At 42.4% G+C, this 23,855-nt stretch carries 21 protein-coding genes; 6 read left to right on the top strand and 15 right to left on the bottom strand.

Annotated elements, in window-relative coordinates; all coding sequences use genetic code 11:
• Nucleotides 1–10: 10 nt before the first annotated feature.
• From ACX0G9_RS00645 to ACX0G9_RS00610, 8 genes are all read right to left on the bottom strand, one after another.
• On the bottom strand, nucleotides 11–952 hold the full coding sequence (locus tag ACX0G9_RS00645) for a DUF5777 family beta-barrel protein (protein WP_459062899.1): 942 nt from the start codon (nucleotides 950–952) through the stop codon (nucleotides 11–13).
• A 6-nt stretch (nucleotides 953–958) separates the two neighbouring features.
• Nucleotides 959–1,504, bottom strand: coding sequence for a YceI family protein (locus ACX0G9_RS00640; protein ID WP_459062898.1), 546 nt, complete (start codon nucleotides 1,502–1,504; stop codon nucleotides 959–961).
• A gap of 11 nt (nucleotides 1,505–1,515) precedes the next feature.
• Nucleotides 1,516–1,899, bottom strand: a complete 384-nt coding sequence (locus tag ACX0G9_RS00635) for a hypothetical protein (RefSeq protein ID WP_459062897.1) — start codon at nucleotides 1,897–1,899, stop codon at nucleotides 1,516–1,518.
• 21 nt (nucleotides 1,900–1,920) lie between these two features.
• Nucleotides 1,921–2,343: an OB-fold protein gene (locus ACX0G9_RS00630; protein WP_459062896.1), complete on the bottom strand. Its 423-nt coding sequence runs from the start codon at nucleotides 2,341–2,343 to the stop codon at nucleotides 1,921–1,923.
• Between the two features lie 27 nt (nucleotides 2,344–2,370).
• Nucleotides 2,371–3,876, bottom strand: a complete 1,506-nt coding sequence (locus ACX0G9_RS00625) for an outer membrane beta-barrel protein (RefSeq protein ID WP_459062895.1) — start codon at nucleotides 3,874–3,876, stop codon at nucleotides 2,371–2,373.
• Nucleotides 3,864–4,439 (bottom strand): RNA polymerase sigma factor, encoded by a 576-nt coding sequence (locus tag ACX0G9_RS00620; protein ID WP_459062894.1) that lies wholly within the window; start codon nucleotides 4,437–4,439, stop codon nucleotides 3,864–3,866. Before ACX0G9_RS00620 ends, ACX0G9_RS00625 begins: the two co-directional genes overlap by 13 nt.
• 148 nt (nucleotides 4,440–4,587) lie before the next feature.
• Nucleotides 4,588–5,130, bottom strand: a complete 543-nt coding sequence (locus tag ACX0G9_RS00615) for a DinB family protein (RefSeq protein ID WP_459062893.1) — start codon at nucleotides 5,128–5,130, stop codon at nucleotides 4,588–4,590.
• A 70-nt stretch (nucleotides 5,131–5,200) separates the two neighbouring features.
• Complete coding sequence (locus ACX0G9_RS00610; RefSeq protein WP_459062892.1) at nucleotides 5,201–5,590, bottom strand: LytR/AlgR family response regulator transcription factor; 390 nt, start codon at nucleotides 5,588–5,590, stop codon at nucleotides 5,201–5,203.
• 1,018 nt (nucleotides 5,591–6,608) lie between these two features.
• On the opposite strand from ACX0G9_RS00610, the gene ACX0G9_RS00605 reads away from it, so the two are divergent.
• The 5 genes from ACX0G9_RS00605 (at nucleotide 6,609) to ACX0G9_RS00585 (ending at nucleotide 15,461) form a co-directional block, all read left to right on the top strand.
• Nucleotides 6,609–8,168 (top strand): hypothetical protein, encoded by a 1,560-nt coding sequence (locus tag ACX0G9_RS00605; RefSeq protein ID WP_459062891.1) that lies wholly within the window; start codon nucleotides 6,609–6,611, stop codon nucleotides 8,166–8,168.
• Nucleotides 8,169–8,383: 215 nt separating this feature from the next.
• Entirely contained in the window at nucleotides 8,384–8,989 is a 606-nt protein-coding gene (locus ACX0G9_RS00600) for an RNA polymerase sigma factor (RefSeq protein ID WP_459062890.1), read from the top strand.
• Between the two features lie 193 nt (nucleotides 8,990–9,182).
• A complete protein-coding gene (locus tag ACX0G9_RS00595; RefSeq protein WP_459062889.1) occupies nucleotides 9,183–10,553 on the top strand; it encodes a FecR family protein in 1,371 nt (456 codons plus the stop codon).
• Between the two features lie 152 nt (nucleotides 10,554–10,705).
• A complete protein-coding gene (locus ACX0G9_RS00590) occupies nucleotides 10,706–14,035 on the top strand; it encodes a SusC/RagA family TonB-linked outer membrane protein (RefSeq protein ID WP_459062888.1) in 3,330 nt (1,109 codons plus the stop codon).
• Between the two features lie 178 nt (nucleotides 14,036–14,213).
• The gene (locus ACX0G9_RS00585; protein WP_459062887.1) at nucleotides 14,214–15,461 is read left to right on the top strand and encodes a RagB/SusD family nutrient uptake outer membrane protein; all 1,248 of its coding nucleotides are present in this window, start codon (nucleotides 14,214–14,216) and stop codon (nucleotides 15,459–15,461) included.
• Between the two features lie 87 nt (nucleotides 15,462–15,548).
• Here the strand turns inward: ACX0G9_RS00585 and ACX0G9_RS00580 are convergent, their stop codons facing one another.
• From ACX0G9_RS00580 to ACX0G9_RS00555, 6 genes are all read right to left on the bottom strand, one after another.
• Entirely contained in the window at nucleotides 15,549–15,839 is a 291-nt protein-coding gene (locus tag ACX0G9_RS00580; protein ID WP_459062886.1) for a hypothetical protein, read from the bottom strand.
• Nucleotides 15,840–15,940: 101 nt separating this feature from the next.
• Nucleotides 15,941–16,405, bottom strand: coding sequence for a MauE/DoxX family redox-associated membrane protein (locus ACX0G9_RS00575; protein WP_459062885.1), 465 nt, complete (start codon nucleotides 16,403–16,405; stop codon nucleotides 15,941–15,943).
• A gap of 134 nt (nucleotides 16,406–16,539) precedes the next feature.
• Nucleotides 16,540–19,212 (bottom strand): outer membrane beta-barrel protein, encoded by a 2,673-nt coding sequence (locus tag ACX0G9_RS00570; RefSeq protein ID WP_459062884.1) that lies wholly within the window; start codon nucleotides 19,210–19,212, stop codon nucleotides 16,540–16,542.
• Nucleotides 19,209–19,571, bottom strand: a complete 363-nt coding sequence (locus ACX0G9_RS00565) for a helix-turn-helix domain-containing protein (RefSeq protein WP_459062883.1) — start codon at nucleotides 19,569–19,571, stop codon at nucleotides 19,209–19,211. Before ACX0G9_RS00565 ends, ACX0G9_RS00570 begins: the two co-directional genes overlap by 4 nt.
• Before the next feature lie 363 nt (nucleotides 19,572–19,934).
• Nucleotides 19,935–20,315 (bottom strand): helix-turn-helix domain-containing protein, encoded by a 381-nt coding sequence (locus ACX0G9_RS00560; protein WP_459062882.1) that lies wholly within the window; start codon nucleotides 20,313–20,315, stop codon nucleotides 19,935–19,937.
• Between the two features lie 281 nt (nucleotides 20,316–20,596).
• Nucleotides 20,597–21,478 (bottom strand): DMT family transporter, encoded by an 882-nt coding sequence (locus ACX0G9_RS00555; RefSeq protein ID WP_459062881.1) that lies wholly within the window; start codon nucleotides 21,476–21,478, stop codon nucleotides 20,597–20,599.
• 70 nt (nucleotides 21,479–21,548) lie between these two features.
• On the opposite strand from ACX0G9_RS00555, the gene ACX0G9_RS00550 reads away from it, so the two are divergent.
• Nucleotides 21,549–22,052: a DUF4251 domain-containing protein gene (locus ACX0G9_RS00550; RefSeq protein WP_459062880.1), complete on the top strand. Its 504-nt coding sequence runs from the start codon at nucleotides 21,549–21,551 to the stop codon at nucleotides 22,050–22,052.
• Nucleotides 22,053–22,056: 4 nt separating this feature from the next.
• Here ACX0G9_RS00550 and ACX0G9_RS00545 read toward each other — a convergent pair whose 3' ends face one another.
• On the bottom strand, nucleotides 22,057–23,775 hold the full coding sequence (locus tag ACX0G9_RS00545) for a DUF885 family protein (RefSeq protein WP_459062879.1): 1,719 nt from the start codon (nucleotides 23,773–23,775) through the stop codon (nucleotides 22,057–22,059).
• Nucleotides 23,776–23,855: the final 80 nt, after the last annotated feature.

Genomic DNA, 23,855 nt, shown 5'->3' with positions numbered 1-23,855 from the left:
TTGGGCATTTTTATCCCTTTGGATGAACGTCTGCGGTATTGGATCTTTTTTTCCGGAGATTAAAGGTCCGGGAAATATTGAATCCAAAATAAATATCCCCTTTGCCCCAGCTACCCGTCGTCTGAGTCAGGTATTGTGTTTCGAGCATGCTTTGAGAATTACTGAAGACCAGCTGAAATACGTGGCCTCCCGTTTCGATGTCCCAGCCTAAAGAAAAGGAATTATGCAATTTATCCCCGTTATAACGATCGATCTGACCCGAAGGAAGATAATCATACTCTGCGTTTATACTCATCCGCCTGGAAATTTTCATTCGCCCCCCTATACCCAAAGCAAAAAGATTTGTTTTATCCGTCGATGTCTCCTTAAAATTATAGCTGATCCAGGTTGGGGTTAACTGCAGGGAAAGATTTCTGCTTATTTTTCTGGCGATCAATAGCTGGCCTGTATAGGTCGGTCTGTCCTTATAATTCAGTGTTTTTTTGAAAAGGGAATCCGTTACGATAGTGATCGTGCCTAATAAACTTATGGAGACAGGCATGCTATTGCTTCCATCGGTTTGCCGGAGCAATTTGTACTTGAGATACCCGTCATAAGTTTTCAGATAAGAACTTCTGCCGATACCGACATCCAACCTGTCGGAAATTCCATAATCCAGGCCAAGCCGGAGCGTTGCCCCGTCCAGACCAAAAAAAGCATAGGATCCGCTGTTCAACCTGCCGAACCGGTGTTGTATGACAAAATTCAAGGCTCCCTCCGCGGGAGACTCAATCGTTTGCATGTTGGCAATATGGGTCGCTTTGAATGTACCCGTTACATAACCTGGTCTTGCCCTGACAGTCATAGAGTCATTAAGCATTTTCAATAACGAACTATCCTGGGCATACAGGTTAAATGAAAACAAAAGGATCGGTAAAAGATAAAATATGCGGGTCATTTTATTATGGGTCATTCTTTTCTATTTTGAAGTATTACAATCGATTTTTACCTGAATATTCATTTCACCGGCAATCTTATCCCGGACAATGGAGGGTATGGATATATTAAAATCTTCCGGCTTCAACTTAAAGGAAGCGGCTCCGATCAGCCTTCCATCCTTCACTTCCAAGGTGGCGGGAACGGTGATCTTTTTAGTCACATTATGCAATTTCAGATCTCCTATCACAACGATCTTGTATACGCCATTTGCCGTCAAAGGGATATCTCCGGTATAAACACCCGAAAAACTGGTCTTTGGATATTTATCACTTTCCACATAGTTTTCATTAAAATGCTCCTGCATCAACTCTTTTTTGAAAACAAATCCTTTTAACAAACCACTAAAGGCCATTTTTTTATTCCCAGCGTCTATTACTGCGTAAACCTGGTTGTTTTCGGCAATAATATCCTCCAGTGGAGTCTTCGAATAAAAACCGGCAAAACCGGTCCTTGTCATATATAGCTGGCAGTATCCCTGCATTTTAACAGACAGGAGCAGAACGATAATCAGAAAAAATTTATTCATGGTTATTAGTTTTAATACGGGTGAACGGGATTGTTAAACCAGGCTACAATTTTATTGACAGCACATTCCGGAATCTTCGGTTTCAGATACGGCATTCCGATATAGCCGGGATCATGCCTTACTTCATGGACCACAATATCTTCAAATTTGAAGTAAGCATATCCCAAACTATCTCCCTGCTCGAAATTGTAAACGGAATGATTGCTGAAAGCCATCGTAGCATTGCTATGACAGGAAAAACAATAATTCTTTATAATAGGTAAAATATCATTCCGGTAGGTCACACCGGTAGTATCACAGGAATTCGTATTTCCACCCGGAGATTTCGAACATCCTCCCAGGTAGAAAAAGGCGCTTACAACCAGGCCTATAAATATGCTTGCTTTCAATCTCATTAGGTTTGTTATTTAAGATGGTTATTTTTCAACAATACAATCCGCCAGGTTCACATCCATCAGGAAGCCGGTACACTTGCCTTTTACGATTACCTGATCACCAGGCTTTGTAGGGTGATGATCTGTCTTATCTGCCGGAAATAGCTGGCAATTAACTCCTCCGCTGCCGGACCCGGCGGATAAGATCAAGACCTCGGATTGTCCATTACGCGTTACTTCCGTTATCCTACCGCTAACTTCAACCACTTTACCCAGGTACTTTTTATTGGCCAACTCTTCGTTTTCCTGGAATTGCCGGTACAGGGAACCGGCATCGATGGAAAACGAGGAAGTTTCTCCTGCCGCACTCCCATGTGGTTTATGGTATAAATAAAAAATCCTGGCCATCAAGATGAGCAGGAGCACAAGAATGCCCCACCAAAAAAATTTCTTTTTTTTCAGCATACACTGTTTTCTTTAAAAAAATATTTATCAGAACTTGCGCGTAATACCCAGATTCAGGCCAGCGCTCAAAATAGGCAGATTACCCGTACCTACCCCTGAAGTGGGAATCCTGATGTATGGCTCCAGCCTCAGGTTACCGATCTTACCCAGTTTCTGTTCGTATCCGATACTCAGATTGATCATGGAAAACCAATACCGGGAAAGATTGTTATAAGAAACCGACTTATCATGTACATATCCATTATACATAAATTGATATGCATAGGATTCCTTGGTCATAAAATAAGTGGACAATCCTGCCGTTGCAAACCATTTCATTTTGTCGCCCTTACTGAGATCATACCGGATATGGATGGGAAATTCAAACATGGTACAGGCTCCGTTTACATTCAGCAGGCTATAATTCGGAGGAATATTTTTCATTTCGAAATATTCGCCATCGGTATAATATTTTTTCCGCTCAACATAAAGTCCTGTCTCTATTCCCAGTCTTGCATTCAGGCGATATCCCACTAATATACCTGCTGAGATACCGGGCTTTTTTACGACCTGCCCCTTCACTGTACTTAACTCAGGAGCCACCAATATTCCCGCGTAAAAACCGGTTGTTCTGTTTTTGATTGATTTGGAGCGGGCTGAGACCGTATCCTTACTGATTCTTTTAATACCCGCGTCCTGCTCTTTTTTAAGCGTCGGCAATGTCATCGCACTGGTATTCACCAACAATTGATCCGCTACCCTGGTCATGGGTACAGCAGTTTTGATATTACTGTTCTCAAAACCGGAAACCTGTACACCCGATTTATCATTTCCCTTCATCAGCGCATTTTTTCTCCGGAAATCGATTTGAGCTTTATCTTTGGTTTGAGCTTTATCTTCTGTCTGGTTATCTTCTGTCCTGTTGGCTGCAGAAAAGTTTTTATTTATGCTTTTATCAGCTTGTTGTCTGTTTCCTTTCCGGTTAACAGGATTCCGATCTCTTTCTTCTTTCCCGAAAGCAGCTACCGTTTTGGTTTGACTACTCTGCGTTGAGGGGTCCAAATTGGAGTTTGTCGAATTTTGTTTATTTATTTCCTGTTTTACTATCGCTTGTTTGTCTATGGCCTGTTTGTCTATGGCCTGCTTATCTATGGCCTGCTTATCTATCGCTTGTTTATCCCCGGTTAGGGTATTTCCCTTACTTTCCTCCACGGCTACATGCTCAGGGATGGAGGGAGATTCCACTTTCTGCCGGCTCAGGCTATTCGTTTTTGATTGAAGGCCACCCATTGCACCGGAATGCCTGGGACCAAAGGAACCGGACTGCAAGGCATAAAATCCTATTCCCCCCAACGGTAATAATAACAATAACCATAAAAACCTCCGCCGTCTTCGTGTATCCCCTTCACCGCTGCCTGCCGTCATGATGAGAGAGGGGTCTTTATCCAAAGCGGAAGCCAGCCGACCCCAATCGGCACTATCCGTCCTTAACGGGTACTTGTCAGATGCCCGTTGGAACAAATCGTCTATATTATTGCTATTTATGTTGGACATAAAATAGTTTCTACGTTTTGGGTTGTCAGCGCTTTTTGTAAATGGGCCCTTGCTTTGGAAAGATTGGATTTGGAAGTACCTGTTGTGATACCCAGCATTTTCGCAATCTCCGGATGGGAATATCCTTCGATCACATGCAGGTTAAATACCAAACGGTAAGCCGGGGGCAATTCCTTAACCAAACTAATCAATTCCTTATATAGTACCGAATTATCCGGTGACTGGCCTTTATCTCCATGCTCCCATACCTGTTCCGGGATAGCATAGGTCTGATGATTATTCATCTCTTTCCTCATATAATCGATGGCCGCATTAATAACCACTCTCCTGATCCATCCGATCAACAGCATTTCGATCTTTTCCTGATCCCTGACTTCGAAACGGCTGAAATTCCGGAACATTTTCAAATAGGCGTCATGGACCACCTCCACCGCCTGTTCATAAGTATTTACATATCGAAAAGCAATTTTCAGGCAAAGGCCATAATATTGGTCGTACAGCAATTGCTGGCACTGGCGATCTTGCTGCGCGCAACCGGATATGATATGGAGCAGTTTTTCCAAACTTTCTTTCTTGCCTGATAAATTGAATGTTATAGATCAAACGCCGGATCGGTTTAGGGGGTTGCCTCGTTTTTTATAAAATTACCTTGATTTTTCCGTTAAAAGGAGACCAAAATGTATATAAGGAAGCCTGGACTGGGATAAATGATTATTCCCCGGGGGAAGAAAGTACCTTTACGGTGACAAATAATTGACCGGTATGACGTTGTGTATGTTCTGCCGCATGAAAAAGTAATCCGGTTACCGTGGATGGAATTCCGGCCCTCCCGACTCTGCGGCTTTCCTGCAAAATGCTTTCGGGCGTGGCGGCTAATTGGGCTAAGGCAAGATCTACCTGATAGCTGAACCGGTTAACAAGATCCGGGAGAACCTGAGCCGGTTGCCCACCCCCCTCCTGCCCCGACATTGGAATGCCTTCGGCACCCAGCGCTTCCAATTGCCTTTCATTTAAACCCTCTCCCCTGGCATAGGTAAACAAACGGTCCAATACCCCGGTAAGGTGCTGCAAATGAAAGCCGGGCGAGGCCACTCCCGCCGGACGATCCCACAAATGTTCCGAAGAAAACCCACCCATAAGGGCGGAAACTTCTTCACGCGCCTGTAGAAGGGCATGAGCAACCGGCTGTAAAAGTGGGGGTATCCCTGGAACAGGGCCACGCAACCATACTTCCGGGAGGGTCGTTTTCGGCATAAAAAAAGGAGAAAGTTACTACCTGTTAAAGCTACTTCCTTTTCCCTACGATATCTAAGATTCGGGGGATCTAATTGGAAATTTCAAAAGAATGTTCGACAGATTCCCATACTGACAGCACTTCCTCTTTCCTGACCGGTTCGCTGGCGACAATCATCACTGTTTCTGCCAAAGCGTTCTTAAATTGATCCCCGATGGAAATATTCATACCTGGCAGGTAAACGAATTTATTATCGAAGGAAATAATCCTTTCGATGGAAACGATATAACCCCTGTGGACCCTGCAGAATAAATCGGAAGGGAGGATCTTTTCCCATTGTTTCAGGGTAACCAGAACCATGGCCGATCTGTCCGTCATAACCAGACGGGTATAATTTTTACGGGCCTCAATATAAAGGATCTGATGAAAGTCCACTTTTACGTTGCGGCCGTCCTGGCGAATGAAGAAGAATGATTGCACTAGCTGTTGTTTTATTTCAGGAATTGACAAATAATCGTTGCTTCTAATGGGATCAGGTTGGGCCCTAAGGCGAAAACAAGGGAAAAAACAGGAGGAAAAGGACTGCAGGTGGAAAAGGACTGCAGTTTAATTGGCGGCTATAAATCAGCAGTTAACGATTCCAGGAGGAATACATATTCGTTTCGTTTGTCGGAAAATAGCTTTGTTGGATAATCAGGCCTCAAGAGTACTAATTTGGATAGCAAAATAAATAAAATAATTTAGGTAAAAAAAAATATCATACTGACATATTATCGCTGTTAATCATGTGGGATAAAGGGAGCAGAAGCGGTGACCTGAAAAAAACAGCAAGGGCCTTGTAGAAACAAACCCCTGGTGGACACTAAGGTCACATGAGAAAACACTACACTTTTATAATAACTAAAACAAACAGTACAAGCTTGCGCGATTCGGGGGGCAAATTATATGATTCCTAATCAGTCTGTGGAAAAACTACATTAACAGGTTTTTTGCGTACATGAATCGCTTGTTTATGCCTATAAACGCTCTTAATGCTGCCGCTACATTTTAGCAGTTTTAGCAAAAAGAAGATAATTTAAAGGAGAATAACCACCAGGATGTCCGAAAAATATATCCGGGATGAGTGTACGATATGAGCAGGATAAAAAATACCGGCAGGACAAAAATAAATAAGTGGCAAATGATCCTTGAATAGATTTTCTTAGGTATTTTGCAAAAAAAAGCCCCTTGTAGAAACAGAGGGCGCTAACGATTGCTTGCCATATGAAAAAAGGTAATAATATCTTTTGGACTGATAACCAGTTTTTTGTTTGAATGAGCCGCTAACGAATGCCTGCTAAGCGATTGCTGCCGTATGATTTATCTCATTCTCTGTAACAAAAATAAGATTCGCCGGCTTGCCGTTCTAATCAACTTATGGATGAATTAATTATGTCAAAATGATATTATTCGTGGTAAGATCCTTTACTGGATTAAGTTTCAGGTTAATTGCTTCATTATGGCCAACCGGTTTTCAGATACATTATTTCAATTAATTCATTCCCTCGAAAAGTCAGAAAAAAGGCATTTCAAGCTTTATATTAAAAGAAGTTCTACTAAAGAAGATCTTAAGATCGTCCAATTATTCGATGCCCTGGATAAGCTCAATGATTATGATGAAAAACATCTGCTAAAAAAACTCTCCGGCATCGAGAAACCGCAATTATCGAATTTAAAGACCCATCTGTACAAACAGATCCTTGCCAGTCTTCGTTTGCTAAAAAGTGCAGAAAGCATTGATCTTCAGCTGAATGAAATGTTCGACTATGCACATATCCTTTATAAGAAGGGATTGTTTCAGCAAAGCCTGCGGATCCTGGACCGCGCCAAAGAGACTGCAAGGGTCAATCAAAAGTTCAATTTCCTGGCCCAGGCCCTGGCACTGGAGAAAAGAATAGAAACCCTCCATATCACCCATAGTATGCAAATGAGGGCTGAACAACTTTCGGCCGAATCCCTGGAAGTGACAAGTCGTATTGATATGGTGGCCAGACTTTCCAACCTGGCCTTGCTGGTGTATAGCTGGTATATAAAAAATGGACATGCCCGCAACGAAAAAGACGAAGAGCGGATTAAACAGTTCCTGGAGGAGCAATTACCCCCATCTGCCTGGAAACAAACCGGGTTTTACGAAAGGTTATATCTCTACCAGATCTATAATTGGTATGCGTTTATCCGGCAGGACTTCCTGATGTATTACCGTTACTCGCAAAAATGGATGGACCTTTTCGCCGAGCAGCCTCTCATGATAAGGGTAGAAACCGGCCATTATATAAAGGCATTACACAATTTACTCAATGCTCATTTTGATCTGCGGAACTATCAGAAATTCGAGACCACCTTACAACAATTCGAAGCCTTCGCCCAAACGGACAGAGTCCGCGAAAATGATAATTTCCGGATTCAGACCTTTCTGTATATCACCACCGCTAAAATAAATCAGCATTTTATGCTGGGCAGTTTCAAAGAAGGTCTTTTGATGGTACCGGAAATGGAAATGAAACTGGCAGCATACGACATGTTCATTGACCGGCACAGGATCCTGGTCCTAAATTATAAAATAGCCACACTTTTTTTTGGAAGCGGGAATTATGCCGTTTGCATAGACTATTTGCAGCGAATAATCAATGACCAGGTGGATATGCGTAACGACCTGCAGTCTTATGCCCGGGTGTTACATTTGATGGCACATTTCGAACTGGGGAATTTTGAGCTGATGGAATCACTTACCAAATCGGTATATCGCTTCATGGCCAAAAAAGAAAACCTCACCCGCGTGGAAGAAGAGATGTTCAGGTTTCTCCGCTCCTCTTTTCACACGTCCCGTCACACGCTAAAAGCAGAGTTTGAAAAGTTCCTGGAAAAGATCAAACACCTTGAGAAAAACCGTTTTGAGACGAGAGCATTTGCTTATCTGGATCTCATTTCCTGGGTGGAAAGCAAGGTTTATCAAAAACCTATGAGCGAGATCATCCGGGAAAAATATCTGAACAGCCGGAAAAGAAGGTATAAAAATTAATTTTTTTTGTTTTCCACTTAAAATATTAGCTTCATTATTGTTTAAACCTTCTCCTTTCAAAAAGACTTACACAACCAGTCGAAGAAATCCGGCGATTTAATCAAGGTTCATTTGTGCTACCCATCCATATTTATTTTATCTGTAAGCTCCGGAACAGGAGCTATATGAATACCCGAAATAGTCAACAATATACCAGATAGCCTGAAATTCATCTGATGGAGCATCCTGACAACGATCTGATAGTTCAATTTACTCGCGGCAGCACCCAGGCTTTTACCACTATTTATAATGAGTATTACCTCTCGCTTTATCGTTTTGCCAAAAGATTCATAATAGACCAGGGGACTGCGGAAGATATTACAGCAGATATCTTTGCCCGGTTATGGAAAAAACGTACCGACTTCGGGAGTATAAAAAACATTAAAGCCTTTCTCTATGTTTCAATTCGCAATGCCTGCCTCGACTTTTTACGAAGCCAGCAAAGGCAAAATCTAAAACAGGCAGAATTGATCTATCTATTGCAGCAGGAGACGGAAACCGGCTTTTTACAGGACGATATTGCAGCGGAAGTATTAAAAGAAATTTATAAAGAAATAGAGAACCTGCCAAAAAGCTGCAAAAAAGTCTTTTTACTCTCTTATATCGAAGAAAGATCCAATACAGAGATTGCCGGGATCTTAGGGATCAGCAATCAGTCCGTCCGAAATTATAAACAGCGCGCTATCAAAATACTACGCATATCCCTGCTCTCCAAAAATGCCCTGGTAACTACCCTGCTTTGTTTTAATCTACTGACTCTTTCTCATTATAACCAAGGATAACCCGCTGATGAAAGGCAATTAATTTTTGGCAGGCAAACATTTGCATTGTTAAGAAATTTTTAATTTATTATTAAATAATTGAGTACAAAGTACAATTCCCACCGTCTAATTAGATAAGTGCATCCTCTTAATTACAGTTTATACGGATCCACATAACAAGTAATCACCGGATCGAAAAATTAATACGAAAAGAATGGCTCTGAGCAACGACCGGATAAAAGAACTGATCATCATGCATCTGAAAGATGAAATGACGGAAGGAGATCGTATGGAATTGGAGCATTGGCTGCAACTTTCAGAAGTCAACCGGCTAGTTTACAATCAGTTGAACGATCCCGGTCAACTCCAGGCAGATATGCAGGAAATCCATGAAGTACGGGGTACTATCTGGCAGAAGATCGAATTTCTTTTGCAGGCAGATATGCAAAAAGGCTTGCAGGAAGAGCAATTATCCGGCTTTCAGGAAGCACAGGCAAAAGATACAAAGCAGATCGAACCTACCATCCTTGCACATCATCGGTTGTACAAAAGAGTCCCGGTCGCCGCTGCAGCAGCCTGTCTGCTCTTTCTTTTCGCAGCGGGAGCTTTTTGGTGGGCGACCCGCCCGGAGAAATCTTCCTTTACCAATGCTGGATCCGCAGGAAACAAACCTGGAAATGATATTCTGCCCGGCAGCAGCAAAGCGACGTTAACCTTGGCTAATGGATCCGTTGTTATTTTGGAAAAAACCGCAGATGGGAGTTTGGCCAGACAAGGCGATGCACATCTTATCAAAGAAAAGGACAGGCTGGAATATACCTTATCCAAAAACGAGAAATCATCTGTTGAAGATAAAATAGCCGGCGATGATAAATCCTCTCCTTTTGATAAAACTGTCGGGAAAAAAAGTCCGCCGCCGGTGGTGTATAATACCCTTACAACACCCAATGCCGGTCAGTTTCAACTGGTGCTACCGGATGGATCCAAAGTGTGGCTGAATAATGCCTCTTCCTTACGTTACCCTACCTCTTTTAGCGGCAATAACCGGACGGTAGAACTAACCGGTGAAGCTTATTTCGAGATCGCGCCGCGGTCTGACGGAGATGGTCATGTGAAGGTTCCCTTCAGTGTAAAAATAAATGGTTTGTTTGTCAATGTACTGGGGACCAGTTTTAATATAATGGCATATGCCGGCGAAAAAAAGATAAGGACTACTTTGTTATCAGGAAAAGTACAACTCGTGAGCGGAGATAAAAAAACACTATTAGCACCGGGAGAACAGGCCGTCGTTCCCGTAGAAGGCACCATGGAAGAAAGTTGGCAGATCCTGAAGGACATAAACACAGAACAGGCCATATCCTGGAAAAGAGGTTATTTCCATTTTGACCATACTAATATTGAAGAAGCCTTGCAACAGTTGGCAAGGTGGTACGATATAGACGTAAAATTTGAGATCCCGGTCCCCGATTACCGATATGATGGTGAAATTGACCGGAATCTGACGCTATCCGCTATTCTGACCCATATGGAAAAGAAGGATCTGCATTTCCATATTGAAGGGAAAAAACTGATCGTGTCAAAATAAAAAATAAATAACTATTTCCCTTTCTTTAGAAAAGCCATTACCATTAACCTTTCCTTGATTCCACGCTTCCTTTTTAGCTGATTGCTCGTCGATCTTCGATGTCGGATCATGCCCGTCTTGCCCGTTTGCATGAATTATTTAAACTAACCACCATGAGCCATTTGCCAAAACAATTGTTATTTGTCCTTATCTGGTCGCCCCTTCTGTTATTATTGATTTATCTTCCCGTATGTGCCGCGCCCCCTCCGCAAACAGTAAGTTTTTCCGGAAAGGATGTCCCACTTAAAACTGTCCTTGCCTCGGTGAAAAAGCAGACAGGATATGGCATTTTTTATGAGAATGGGGAAGACATGTTGAAGTCGGCAGGCAATGTCACCCTGGACCTGAAAAATGTTTCGCTGGAATTATTCCTGAAGATTTGTCTTAAAAATAAGCCCCTGGATTATGCGATTGAGGGAACTACCATCTTTATTAAAAAAAAGGAGGAAGCGCAACCAGCAAGCTCCGCAACAGACAGCCCCTCTGGCATAGGTGAGATCAGGGGCAGGGTGACGAACGATAAAGGGGAGCCCCTGGTAAATGCCAATATCATCGTCAAACGGACAAGAAGAGGTACGGCGACAAATGCCAATGGTGATTTTATCCTGAAAAATATACTTTCGGAAGACCTGATAGATGTGAGCTTTATCGGATACAAGGCACAGACAGTTCCGGTAAAAAGCAGAACCAACCTCCTGCTGATATTGGAGCCTGCCACCAACGAACTTGATAAGATGGTCGTACAAGCGTATGGTCAGACAAGCCAAAGACTGGCAACCGGAAATATTGGCGTTGTCCGGGCGGAAGATATTGCCAAACAGCCAGTGATGAATGTGTTACAAGCTATTCAAGGGCAGGTTGCAGGAGTGGTAGTCACTAATACAAGCGGATATGCCAGCGGTTCAATTAAGATCGAGATCAGGGGAAGAAATACGATTAATCCAAATGCGCCTTCAGACCCTCTTTATATTATTGACGGAGTTCCCCTGACCATATTAGACTTATACGATAAAGACAGTTATACGAATGGCTCGCAGGGAATAATTCAAAGCGGGATTCAAAGTCCTGCCAATGGGCAAAGCCCTTTCTTCAGCATTAATCCGGCAGACATCGAAAGTATCGAAATATTGAAAGATGCAGATGCCACTGCGATTTATGGTTCAAGAGGCGCCAATGGCGTAATCCTGGTCACCACCAAAAAGGGCAAGCCAGGTAAGGCTCAGCTGGAAATAAATGTTTCCGAGGGTATTAGTAATGTTTCGCAGCCTTACCGTCTCCTTAATACTCAACAATATGTTGCCATGCGCAAAGAAGCACTAGCAAATGATCAACTACCGGTCGACATAAACAATGCACCTGACCTGGTTGTTCTTGACACATTCCGCCATACGGATTGGCAAAAATATCTGTTTAATGGAACTGGTAAGATGACGGATATTCAGGCAGATCTTTCTGGGGGAGATGCAAGAACTACTTTTCGCATAGGTGCAGGATATCATTATCAAACGGGAATTATGACAACAAGCGGCGCAGACAAACGGGGTTCTCTGTCCCTGAATTTAAATCATAAATCCCTGAATCAGCGTTTCAATCTGCTATTTTCCGGAAGCTACAGCCTTGTTTCTTCGGATATGATCGGTGTCCCCGGCTCTGTGACTCTCCCGCCAAACGGCCCGGCAGTATATGATACTAAAGGTAATCCGAACTTTGCAGATTGGGATGCAGGCATCGGTGGTTATCCGTTTTCAGGCTTATTTCAACCCTATTCTGCCACAACCAATACCTTAAACAGTGATTTAGTATTAAGTTATGAGCTTATAAAGGGGCTACAGGCTAAAACGAATTTTGGTTATAACAATATTCAAAACAACCAGGAATTTTTAACACCTATCCGATCGCAGGATCCAGCCTATCACCCCACCGGGCGGGCAAATTTTGGAAATACACAAACCCATAACTTAATTATTGAACCGCAATTGGAATTTAACAGTTTTATCAATAAAGGCAAACTGAATATCCTTGGAGGTGCATCCATGCAGCAAACTTCCACCAGCGCACTTATGTTAACCGGCAGCGGCTATAAAAATGATGCCTTACTATATTCGGTTACGAACGCCCCTTCCCAATATTCAACCAATGGCTTGGGCGAATACAAGTATGCCGCATTATTTGGCCGGATCAACTATAACTGGGAGAACAAATACATTCTCAATCTGAATGCCCGCAGGGATGGATCTTCAAAATTCGGACCCGGAAGGCAATACGGAAATTTTGGATCCCTTGGCGGGTCCTGGATCTTCAGCGAGGAAAAATGGATGAAAAATGCACTTCATTTTTTAAGCCTGGGCAAACTGAGAGGGAGTTATGGTACTACTGGAGGAGATCAGATCGGTAATTACAGCTATCTAAGCCGATGGCCATTTGGCAGAGGCCTCTATAATGGAGCATTGCCGCTGACCCCGCAGGGTCATACAGATTCACTGCTACATTGGCAAATCAATCGCAAACTGGAGGCCGCTATTGATCTGGGGTTTCTGAAAGACCGGATTACAATCGAGGCGGCCTGGTATCGTGATCGGTGTAATGATCAATTAGTCCCATTTCCAACACCTCTGTTTTCGGGTTTCACAAGTGTGACATCCAACAGTCCTGCCGATGTACAAAACACCGGTTGGGAATTTATGCTAAACGTAAGAGCTATTGACCGAAAAGAGTTTAACTGGTCATTCAAATTCTTAATCGGTATTAACCGAAATAAGCTCCTCGACTATCCGAACCTGTCTCAATCTCCATATGCCACAAATTTTGTCATTGGTCAATCCTTGAATACCCAGAGACTTTTGCACTATACCGGTACCGATCAACAAACAGGGGTCTACGCTTTCCAGGATAAAAACAAAGATGGCCAGATAACTATCGATCCATCCGGAAAAACCTCAGACGATACCTATTATCATGACCTGAGCACAAAATTTGACGGTGGATTTACCAACGAATTCCGTTACAAAAATTGGGAACTCAGCCTGCGCTTTTATTTTAGAAATCAAATCGGCCTAAATGCCAATGCTACGCTTGATGCTCCGGGAGACAATACCAATCAGCCTGTAGCTGTATTAGACAGATGGCAAAAACCAGGCGATATAACCAATACGCCCCGTTTTACGACCAATCCTTATTATTATGGCAACTATTTTACGCTTTTCCACCAATCAGACGGATTATATACCGACGCTTCCTTCATACGTCTTCAGAATGTCTCCTTATCCTATTCCCTTTCTGAGAAATTACTGGTCAGAACGGGGATAAAAAATTTAAGGATCTATATCCAGGGGCAAAATCTTCTTTTGATAACTCACTATAAAGGCTCAGATCCGGAACTTCAGAGTTTTGGCTCACTGCCCATTGCAAGAATAATCACAGCAGGGGTTTCCTGTCATTTTTAAAAATTATATTATGCCCTCCCAGCCAATTTTAATAACTTATAGTTTGTTTTTTTTGGGGATTTTTGCAGGCTGCAAAAAATTAGTAGACATACCACCGCCAATAAGTACAATTTCAACTTCTCAGGTATTTTCGACAGATGACCAGGCCACTTCTGCAGCCGCCGGTATGTATTCAAACATGATCACTAATGCCCTATCTTTTTCCAGTGGTGGTTTGTCGATTTTTGCCGGTCTGAGTGCAGACGAACTAATTATCTTTGATCAGACTAAAAATGATTATGTAGAATTTCAACAAAACAGCATCGCAACGAGCAATCCTTTTATAACCAACAATCTTTGGGGCAACCCCTATTCTATCCTTTATGCAGCCAATTCCATAATCGATGGCCTTCAGAACAATTCGGGAGTTCATGATTCGGTAAAAAATGAACTAACCGGAGAGGCAGAATTTATCCGGGCCTTTTGCAATTTTTATTTAATAAATTTGTTTGGAGAGATTCCTATGGTGACTACTACAAATTGGCATAAAACCAGTTTGCTCGGTCAAACAAAAGTACCGGCCGTTTATCAAACCATCATAGCCGATTTACTTGATGCACAACATCGTCTTTCTGTCGATTTTTCTGTTGGCTCCGGGCAGCGAATCGTTCCAAATAAGTGGGCCGCCACGGCGCTTTTAGCCCGGGTGTACCTATACATACAGGACTGGAAGGATGCAGAATTACAAGCAACAACCATTATTGAAAATACCACCCTGTTTTCACTTGCCACGGATTTAAATTCAGTTTACCTGACCAACAGCAGTGAAGCAATCTGGCAATTACAACAAAACAATTCTGGAGCAGTTATTTCGTACAATACAACCCCGGAAGGTTATCAACTAATCCCCCCAGACTCAAATTTTGCGCCTTTTGCCTGCTTATCTGAAAAATTGTTAGCGGAATTTGAGCCGGGAGACAAAAGAAAAACTTATTGGGTCGAAACGGTTTCTTATAAAGGAGGCAAATATTCCATTCCCTACAAATATAAGGCTGGCCCCGGCCAGGCCACCATTAATGGGCCATATTCCGAATATTATATGGTATTCCGCCTGGCAGAACAATACTTAATCAGGGCCGAAGCAAGGGCAAATCAAAATAACCTGGGAGCCGCCTCTTCAGACCTAAGTGTAATTCGTGCCAGGGCCGGGCTTTCCGAAATTTCGTTTACTTACCAGACAGATCTTTTATCTGCCGTTGCCAATGAAAGGCAAATCGAATTGTTTGCAGAATGGGGCAACCGGTGGCTGGATCTTAAGAGAACCGGTCAGGCTACTTCTGTTTTGTCACCGATTAAACCACATTGGACGGAAAATGCTCTGTTGTATCCCATCCCTTTGGCCGAATTAAGGACCGATCCAAATCTGGTCCAAAATAATGGTTATTAAGCCGGACTGTAAACAATCAATAACCCAATAGCCTTTTTGAATACAAAAAAACTATTGGGTTACTTTATGCTGCCGAATTAAATTAAATTACCAGCCAGTTGCATATAAGGGAGTGAAAGTGCTGCCCACTACCCTATATAATTTAAAGGCGGTCCCGCTCGTATTGGTAACCGTAGCCTGACCTGTGGATCCGGAAGTTGTCAGATCTATCAATGCGACAGTGGTTGCAGGGGTCAGCTGAAAACTGTTAAGAGTGGTTGGCGTTGCATTATTCGAAACATAAAGACTATATGTATCGAATCTAGCCTTACCGGCAAATACACCTGCAGTCACTAACAAAAGTGAGGCAGCAACAAAAAACATTTTTACCTTGTTCATAAAAAAGAATTTAACATTTAATTGCCTACTCTGTTTTAAAGGTTTTCGGCTTCCCCTTTGCCCATAATTATGTTTCGGATACGGGCAAACCGATACCTGCATTAGTTAACATTTACAGGTGTCTTGCGCAATGTTTTTGATTTACTAATCAAGAAACCCTTTCCACCATAAATAACAATAGCAGTAAATGCCAGCCATGATAACAAAAGGGAATAGACCATTTTTTGCATCCACGACGGATGAGCCCACAATCCATGAAAAGGCCAAAATATCAACGGGCTAAACAAAAAAGAACTCATGACATACAAAATAAAAATGATCGGGAGAATCATACTTAAGTATAAGGCAAATACCCGGGATAATGGAATTAAGATCAGGATAGCTAATACCACTTCCACCAGTGGAATCGTATAGGTGAAATAACCGGGCATCAATTTTACAAAAGCAGCATGTTTCAGCCAGAATTGATATTCCTGAATATGCACGAGCTTATAAATGCCGTCATAGAAGAAATTCAACAATAAGGCAAAACAAATAATTTCAGTGATGAGTTTTCTTATTTTCATACAATTTGAATATCATGTTTGTTTAATAAAATCCGCCCCTCCTTATTACTATTATTACTATGTAAATTAGCTATACTAACAATATCAATCGGGATAAAAACACGATGAATCGGGATTATTACTATAGGTTTGATCTACTCATCATTACTATGGGAATTTTGCTTTTTTCGTATAGCATAGAATTCACTTAAACGTATATTACCTGAGAATATAAAATATCTTCCAATCTGGTTTATCCGGCTGTCCGTGATTGTATTTCCGGAAACGGATCTTGCCATCCCTGCCTGTACATTGAAGAGGTTATATCCCTGAAGCTTAAGCGTGACCATTTTATTCTTAAAATATCCTTGTTCAAGGAAGATATTGAGAATGGTTTGATTTTCTCCGACAGGAATACCATATCCCCTCGTGAATAGCTGGCTAAAATCACAGGACAAAAGAAGGGTATGAAACAAAAACTGGCGCGCGTTAAATCCAAATTGGATACTATTGACCGTCGGGTTTTTCTTCGACCCCGAACTATAATCTGTCTTATTGAAGGAAAAATCGGCGCTGAAGGATAGATCGAAAACATCGGGGCTTAGAGTGAGTTGCAAACCTTGATTCCAGATCCAATTGGCATTGACAGATCTGTAACCGTTGATAAATGCAATATTATTATTATAATTAAGCCCGCCACCGATCCCGGCTACAATTTTATTTTTAAGGAATGGTTTTGAGTAATTATAAGAGCTATTCAACGAATATGCCCCATTTACATTAATATACCGGGTCTCCTGTATAACGGTTCCGGCAGGGCCTGGAAGGGCTAACGGATCATTAATCACATTCGTGACGATATTGTCCTGAGTTTCGGTTAGCCCGAGATTAAGGAAAAAAAAATCTCCTGAATGAAAGTTGGTTTTATTAATACTCAGGGTGAAGTTATGTGTATAAGATGGTTTCAACCCTGGATTCCCTTTAACCGGATATTGTGGATTACTTAGGTCTGTTACCGGCAGCAATTGCATTAACCCGGGATTATTGCTTCCTGCGCCATATCCCACACTAAGATTCAAAGATCTTCCAGATTTATATATCAATTTGGCAGCAGGTATTAGGGTAACTTTCCGGTATAGAACAGGAATATTTTTTGAAGGATTTCCTGATAAGATAAAAGGCTGCAAAGAAATATCCACGAAATAATCAAATTTCTTACTACTTCCATTCAGTCCAATTCCTGCAAGGTGAGTAACAAGGGAATAGGTATACATGTCGCTTAGGCTATCAATCAATGCAGGCCTGTCCGTCACACTATCAATCGAGAAAGTTTTCCGCCGGGATTGATTCAAATCATTTATATAACCATAATTTACAAATAGCTTCAATGAAGGGCCGATGGGTTCAATAAAAGTAAATTTTACATTGATTTTGGTTGTCTGGTTGTAGTTATCTATTTTCTGATGCAGGGGAGAATAGAAAGTTAGGGTATCCTCTAAAAAGGTCATTGAATTATTAATATTATCGTTACGCCCGTTATTATTGTTATTATCAAAAGAGGTTGAAAGACTTATCATTCTACCATGTTTATTGAAATGATGAATGATCAACAGGTCTGTACCCAGGCTTAATGCCTGCCCGGTACTTCCACCTTGAGAAAAACCACTTGTTTTTCTTTTATGAAGGCTGTCCGTTTGATAAAAATTAAAATCATTTCTTTCGGAAGACAAAAAAACAGCATTACTAAACCGGGAATGCAGTGATAAACTGTTTTTTGGGTCAATATTGAAGGCCAGTTTATAATTCAGATTATGAGAATCAGAATGGTATATGGAACTACTGCTATTATCATTCAGGGTACTTCCGTTTGGGAAAAAACTCTGAATCTCAGTGCTCCCGGTTATTAGCCTGCCCGAGTGCGAAAAATTGTAACTACCATCCCCGCTTAGTATAGGCGACCAACGGTCGCCGTAATTGGCCCCAATCGATAGCTGGTCGTTACTCACCAGCCCTGCATTTGTATTATTTGCAGAAACTGAAAAAGCCAGCCTTTTTTCTTTATTGAATTGATTAGCAAAGATATTAATCAGGTAATGACCATCAGTACCTTTTCCAGCCGTTACCTGGCCAAATCTTCCTGAAGTCTTATCATCCCGGGTATTAATATTGAGGACCGAAACTGGCTGGCCTGTCTTGATTCCTGTTATTTTCGATTCTTCTCCATAATCCTGAATAACCTGAATATTCTTTATTATTTCCGAAGGCAGGTTCCTGGTAGCAATAAGGATATCATCACCAAAAAAATCTTTCCCATTCAGGGTTACCTTTGTTATCTTTTTCCCCTGAGCCATGATTTGGCCGGAGTAGTCCACAGTTATCCCGGGAAATCTCCTCACTAAATCCTCCACAAAGTCTCCTTTCCTCGCCAAATAAGCACCTGCCCTGTATTCAATGGTGTCACCCTTTAGTAATACTGGAGCTATTGAAATAATCCGGATAGTGTCCAGCAAATGAAAATCCTGCATCAACCGGATAGTGTCGATAATAATGAACCTTCCGTTTCCAGAAATGATTTTTTTATCAGCCGGTCTGTATCCTATCAAACTTACATGAATGGTAAAATAGGAAGCTTTAAAAACCTTTATCATAAACTTTCCATCAGCCCGGCTGATAGTAACCAGGCTATCCTGAAGGCTGAGGATCTTTACCGAAGCATCCTTTAATGGTGTTCCTGCAGAATCTATTATGACTCCTTCGATTTGCTGACTACTTACCCTAAAGAAAAGCAATAGTAAAAGTGTTAATATAATACTAACCCTGTATTTCATTCCGATAGGGTCAATAACTCATTTCTCCAATGCCGGGGAGATCGTTTGAATTCCTTTTTAAAGGCATTACTAAATCCGTCCCTGCTCTCAAAGCCGACTGCATATGCAATCTCTTCGATAGTGCGATCCGTACCCTCCAGCAGGTCTCTTGCATTCTGCAGACGTAGACTCAGCCGGTACTGATGCACTCCTTTCTTGAAGATCTCTTTAAACCCGTATTTTAACTTGCACTCATTGATACCCACTTTCTGGGCCAGGTCTGTAATCTTAACATTCAGTTTAGGGTTGTCGTCAATGATCTTTCGGACTTCAAGGATATAAGGCATATCATAATCCTTTATTTTTACTCTTCTGTTCATGGGATGAAGGTTTACAAATTAAGCAACGCTGATTAGGTGACATAGAATTGCTGACAAAGCCCGGTCAACGCCGTTTTGGGCTGACAAAACAGCACAGCGGGCCGATGATCGGATGGCGGACTTGAAAAGTCCCATGCAGGAAGACCTTAGGAAAAAAATTATTCGTGTAGAGCAGATATGAAACAGGTGGTTGATTTGCGCAACCGAATACGGGAGAAGTTTAAGCGATTAACAACATCGAAAATTATTTTTTGTGTTTTTCATGCTGATTATTTAGGATTGCGTTTAAGCTGAAATAACTGGGTGTAAGCTACGACTATCCGTGAGGCATTTCCAAATCAGGCTGTTTACCGATTGACATTTTTACTTGTCCGATTGTCCGGATTTTTCTAAGAGTAAACCAGCGGAAAAAGATTTCGCCCTGAACCGGGATGGAGAGCAATGGCAATAGTTGGTAAAGGCTCGGGTGAAGCTGCTGACATTTTTGTACCCGCATTCCATAGCAATCACTTTAATAGATTCTTCTGTCTCCTTCAATAACGCCATTGCTTTTTTCATGCGCAGGCTTGAAATGAAAGAATGTACAGGGAGCCCTGTTAATTGGGAAAATCCTTCCTGAAGTTTGGTACGGTTGAGCCCGAATTTTCGGCAAAGGGAATCTACAGGGATTTCGCTGCCAAAATTTTCTTCGATGAATAGACGGACCTCCTGAATCGCAGCAAGGTCTTTGCGTTTCGTAAGCATAATTAAGATAGGTTTAATGGTCAAGGTCCAAATAAGGGTAATATCACAACATTATTAAAAAATCACGCCATCCTGAACGTCATCTGTATTTATTCACAGAAACTTCATAATTGTCCCTGCAGTTACATTGCACTTTATTCCCACAGTTCCATACAGGCATATTCTTTTTCATGATATAGTCTACTAATTTAATAGAGTAAATATAACACAAAACGGAGAAACTACCGTTACAGCCATTCATTATTCCTGGAGGACAAATGAATGGATTAGCCAGCCTGCTATTACCTATCTGAATGTACCTTCCGCTGAATGAGAAAAAGGCCGCCAATGACCAGGGCCATCCCGGCAACTGTAAACAGGCCGACAGGTTCGTGCACGATCAGATTGGCAATAAGAAAACCAAATACAGGGCATAGAAATAACCAAAAGGAGGCCTTGGTCGCATCATCTTTTAACAGATAAAGCCAAAGCTGAACAGCGAAGATAGAAACGGGAATAGCAAGCCATAAGACCGACCCAAGGAATTCATGATTCCAGTTATTGGCGGATGGGTCATAAAAGACAAAGGCAAAAGGCAGTAAAAAAATGCCCCCGAGCATGGTCTGCCATCCATTGATCGTTAACATCGGGAGATCATTCCAGGCGCGTTTGGAAAAATACAATACTCCGCCAGAGTAGGCCAGCATGCTCACCAGGAGAATCAGCAGGCCCGCCGGAGTTGCGGAACTGTTCCTCAACAGCGGCCATGCCGCCAAAACGACCCCGGTACTGCAAAGCAATAAACTGATCAGTGTCGATTTTCGTAAAGGCAGGCCGAAGAGCAGGGAGGCGATCAGGTTGATAAATACCGGGTTCGTGGCTACAGCCAGGGACCCCAGCCCCGGGGATACGTGTTGCATGGCAATTACATATAAACCCAGGTAAAGGCTGATATTAAGCAGACCGTATACCGCCAGCTGGCCCCATTCCTTTCCGGCAGGCATCCTGTTGCGCAACAGTCCATGCGTTATGATCAGCATGATGGAGCCCGCCAGGAAAAATCGCGCGATACAAATGACAAAAGGCTGCGCCGCACGAAGGCCGAGCTTGGTAGCCGTGGAAGCTGAAGCCCATAAGACAGAGAAAAGAATCCCCGCGAGGAAGAGGAGTATATTTTTTTTCAAGTTGCAAATTTATTGCAAATTTTACCAGATCTCCCACTTAATCCCGAAGGCAATTACGTAAATTTAATATATGAAAAAGATAACATCCCTTTGTATACTTGCCGTTTGCCTTTTTTACATAGTGCCGGCCCAGTCCACCAAACAGGACAAACAAGCGGCAAAAGAAACGGCAATCAAGAACCTGGTAGACTCACAGAGCTATGTTTTTAAAGCACAGTCGGCCATGCCGATGAGCGGTAGAACCCGGCAGCTGACCAGTGATTACGATCTGAAAGTAACCAAAAGCTCCATTATCTGTTATCTTCCTTATTTTGGAAGAGCCTATTCGGCCCCGATTGATCCAACCCAGGGCGGTATTCAATTTACTTCGAAAGACTTTGATTATACCGTGACAGCTCGTAAAAAAGGAGGCTGGGATGTTCAGATCAAACCCAAGGATAAACGGGATGTACAGCAGCTATCGCTCAGTATTTCCCAGGATGGCTACGCTTCCTTACAAGTGACGAGCACCAACCGGCAGATGATCTCCTTCAATGGTTATATCACCGCGATAAAACAGAAAAAAAATAAGTAACCTATCATTTAAACTCATCGGCAAAACGCCATTTTGTGGTGTAGGCTGAATCGAGTTTTTGCCTGGTAATAATGGCCCTGAAAAGCTCCACAGGTATAGAATTCTCGTGCAAAAAAGCATCATGGAATGTTTTGTCCTTCATTTTGCCCGAATCCACCAGTTCCCGGTGCAGCGCCCGTAGTTGTAGTCCACCCATCATGTAGGCAATCTGGTATAATGGACCATAATCTCCTGTGAAGGAACGTCTTACCTCCGACTCTGCGCTAAATCTCTCATGCCCTACCTTCTCTACGAGGAAGTCGATACCTTGTTGTGAAGACCATGTTCCCAGGTGATAATTCAAAGAGAAAATAATGCGCGCGCACCGGTGCATCCTCCAGAAAAGAGCACCGATCTTCTCTTCCGGGGTATTGTGGAAACCTTTATCCCAAAGCAGCATCTCCCAATACAGGGCCCACCCTTCAACCGAAAAAGGAGTCCGGAACCCAGAACGATAGGCCTTGTGTCTTTTGTCCATAAACCCCTGCAAATTATGTCCGGGAATTAATTCGTGAAAAACGGTTGCATGCGCAAATCCGTAATTGTTGCTTCGCATGCTCATGGCCTTGATCTCCTGGTCCATATCTTCGGTAGGATAAGCAACCAGGATCGATTCGCCGCCCAGGAAAAATGGGGCAAACCGCTGCTGTTCAGGCGTCAGCATTGACATACGCCAGGATTCTTTCGCCAGGGACGGTATAGTTACCAGGTCGTGGTTTTCTACAAAGGCAATGGCTTCTTCAGCCAGGCGATTAATGAGTTCTGGCTGTTTGCCGGGTTCAACATAATGCTGTTTCACCTTTTCCAATGCCTTTTTCCAATCCTCACCAAACCCCATTTCCGCTGAGGCTTTTTTCATTTCTTTTTCGCACCAGGCAAATTGCCTATTGGCTATGTCCACCAGGTCACGCGGAGCATAAGGGATCATTTCGAATTCCAGTAATTCCTTTAGTTTATCTTCCCCAATGGGATTTACAAAAGCATTTTCCCCGTTTATCTTCGACCTGAGGTATTGAATATACCCTGAAAGGGCAGAATCAGTTTCCTGATAAGGCTTTTTTACCCACCAGGTAAACCCGGGATCATATCCATAATAGAATTCATAAGTATTTTTTAAACCGGATCGGACACTTTCGGTCACATCGATGATTTTTTTAGTGAGACTTCTCTGTAAGGGCGCTTGTTTTTCCAATTGCAGGCGGGCAGCTAAAATCTCTTTTTTTACGCTATCCAAAATTTGGGCGGTCATTGCTCCATCAGGAATATTTCCGCGACGACGGCGGATCTGCAAATCCATAAGCTGTTGAGCAAAAGGAAGGGCAAAATGTACCTGCCCATAAATTTTTTCTGCCTGATCCAATTCTTTTAGCGCCTGGTGGATATTACGCTGCAAAAGGAGGTAATCTACCTGATCGGATACAGTTAAAGAGTTGAAATTCAATTCCTGCAGGCTTGTCAATGCCTCATGATTATAACGGCGAAGCCTTTCATAATATTCAGGACTGTCCTTAAATATATATACGCGGTTTAAACTTTCGATATCTGCCTGATATTGAGCGATCTTTTGTGGAAGCTGATCCGCCGGCTCTCCCGGTGCGTTGAAAAACGCACCGGGATTACTGATGGCCCGGACGGTGAAAAGGCTTAAAATTACCAGTAAACAAGCCTTCTGTCGTTTTCTCATGTGTGCTATAAATATTTGACAGCGAAGGTAGTTATAAATGAAAGGCTCGGTACTTTTCAAAAATACAGATCCGGGGGTTA

Source organism: Flavitalea flava (genome assembly GCF_054461575.1).
Note: the sequence above shows the minus strand (reverse complement) of the source record. Positions and strands in the feature narration are given on the sequence as shown.

Coding starts and splice junctions, on each gene's coding strand:
- ACX0G9_RS00565 (WP_459062883.1), bottom strand. CDS start 19,571: ATGAACAGAAGAGTAAAAATAAAGGATTATGATATGCCTTATATCCTT.
- ACX0G9_RS00570 (WP_459062884.1), bottom strand. CDS start 19,212: ATGAAATACAGGGTTAGTATTATATTAACACTTTTACTATTGCTTTTC.
- ACX0G9_RS00590 (WP_459062888.1), top strand. CDS start 10,706: ATGAGCCATTTGCCAAAACAATTGTTATTTGTCCTTATCTGGTCGCCC.
- ACX0G9_RS00630 (WP_459062896.1), bottom strand. CDS start 2,343: ATGCTGAAAAAAAAGAAATTTTTTTGGTGGGGCATTCTTGTGCTCCTG.
- ACX0G9_RS00550 (WP_459062880.1), top strand. CDS start 21,549: ATGAAAAAGATAACATCCCTTTGTATACTTGCCGTTTGCCTTTTTTAC.
- ACX0G9_RS00640 (WP_459062898.1), bottom strand. CDS start 1,504: ATGAATAAATTTTTTCTGATTATCGTTCTGCTCCTGTCTGTTAAAATG.
- ACX0G9_RS00625 (WP_459062895.1), bottom strand. CDS start 3,876: ATGTCCAACATAAATAGCAATAATATAGACGATTTGTTCCAACGGGCA.
- ACX0G9_RS00560 (WP_459062882.1), bottom strand. CDS start 20,315: ATGCTTACGAAACGCAAAGACCTTGCTGCGATTCAGGAGGTCCGTCTA.
- ACX0G9_RS00615 (WP_459062893.1), bottom strand. CDS start 5,130: ATGCCGAAAACGACCCTCCCGGAAGTATGGTTGCGTGGCCCTGTTCCA.
- ACX0G9_RS00545 (WP_459062879.1), bottom strand. CDS start 23,775: ATGAGAAAACGACAGAAGGCTTGTTTACTGGTAATTTTAAGCCTTTTC.
- ACX0G9_RS00575 (WP_459062885.1), bottom strand. CDS start 16,405: ATGAAAATAAGAAAACTCATCACTGAAATTATTTGTTTTGCCTTATTG.
- ACX0G9_RS00580 (WP_459062886.1), bottom strand. CDS start 15,839: ATGAACAAGGTAAAAATGTTTTTTGTTGCTGCCTCACTTTTGTTAGTG.
- ACX0G9_RS00635 (WP_459062897.1), bottom strand. CDS start 1,899: ATGAGATTGAAAGCAAGCATATTTATAGGCCTGGTTGTAAGCGCCTTT.
- ACX0G9_RS00585 (WP_459062887.1), top strand. CDS start 14,214: ATGATCACTAATGCCCTATCTTTTTCCAGTGGTGGTTTGTCGATTTTT.
- ACX0G9_RS00600 (WP_459062890.1), top strand. CDS start 8,384: ATGGAGCATCCTGACAACGATCTGATAGTTCAATTTACTCGCGGCAGC.
- ACX0G9_RS00645 (WP_459062899.1), bottom strand. CDS start 952: ATGACCCATAATAAAATGACCCGCATATTTTATCTTTTACCGATCCTT.
- ACX0G9_RS00605 (WP_459062891.1), top strand. CDS start 6,609: ATGGCCAACCGGTTTTCAGATACATTATTTCAATTAATTCATTCCCTC.
- ACX0G9_RS00595 (WP_459062889.1), top strand. CDS start 9,183: ATGGCTCTGAGCAACGACCGGATAAAAGAACTGATCATCATGCATCTG.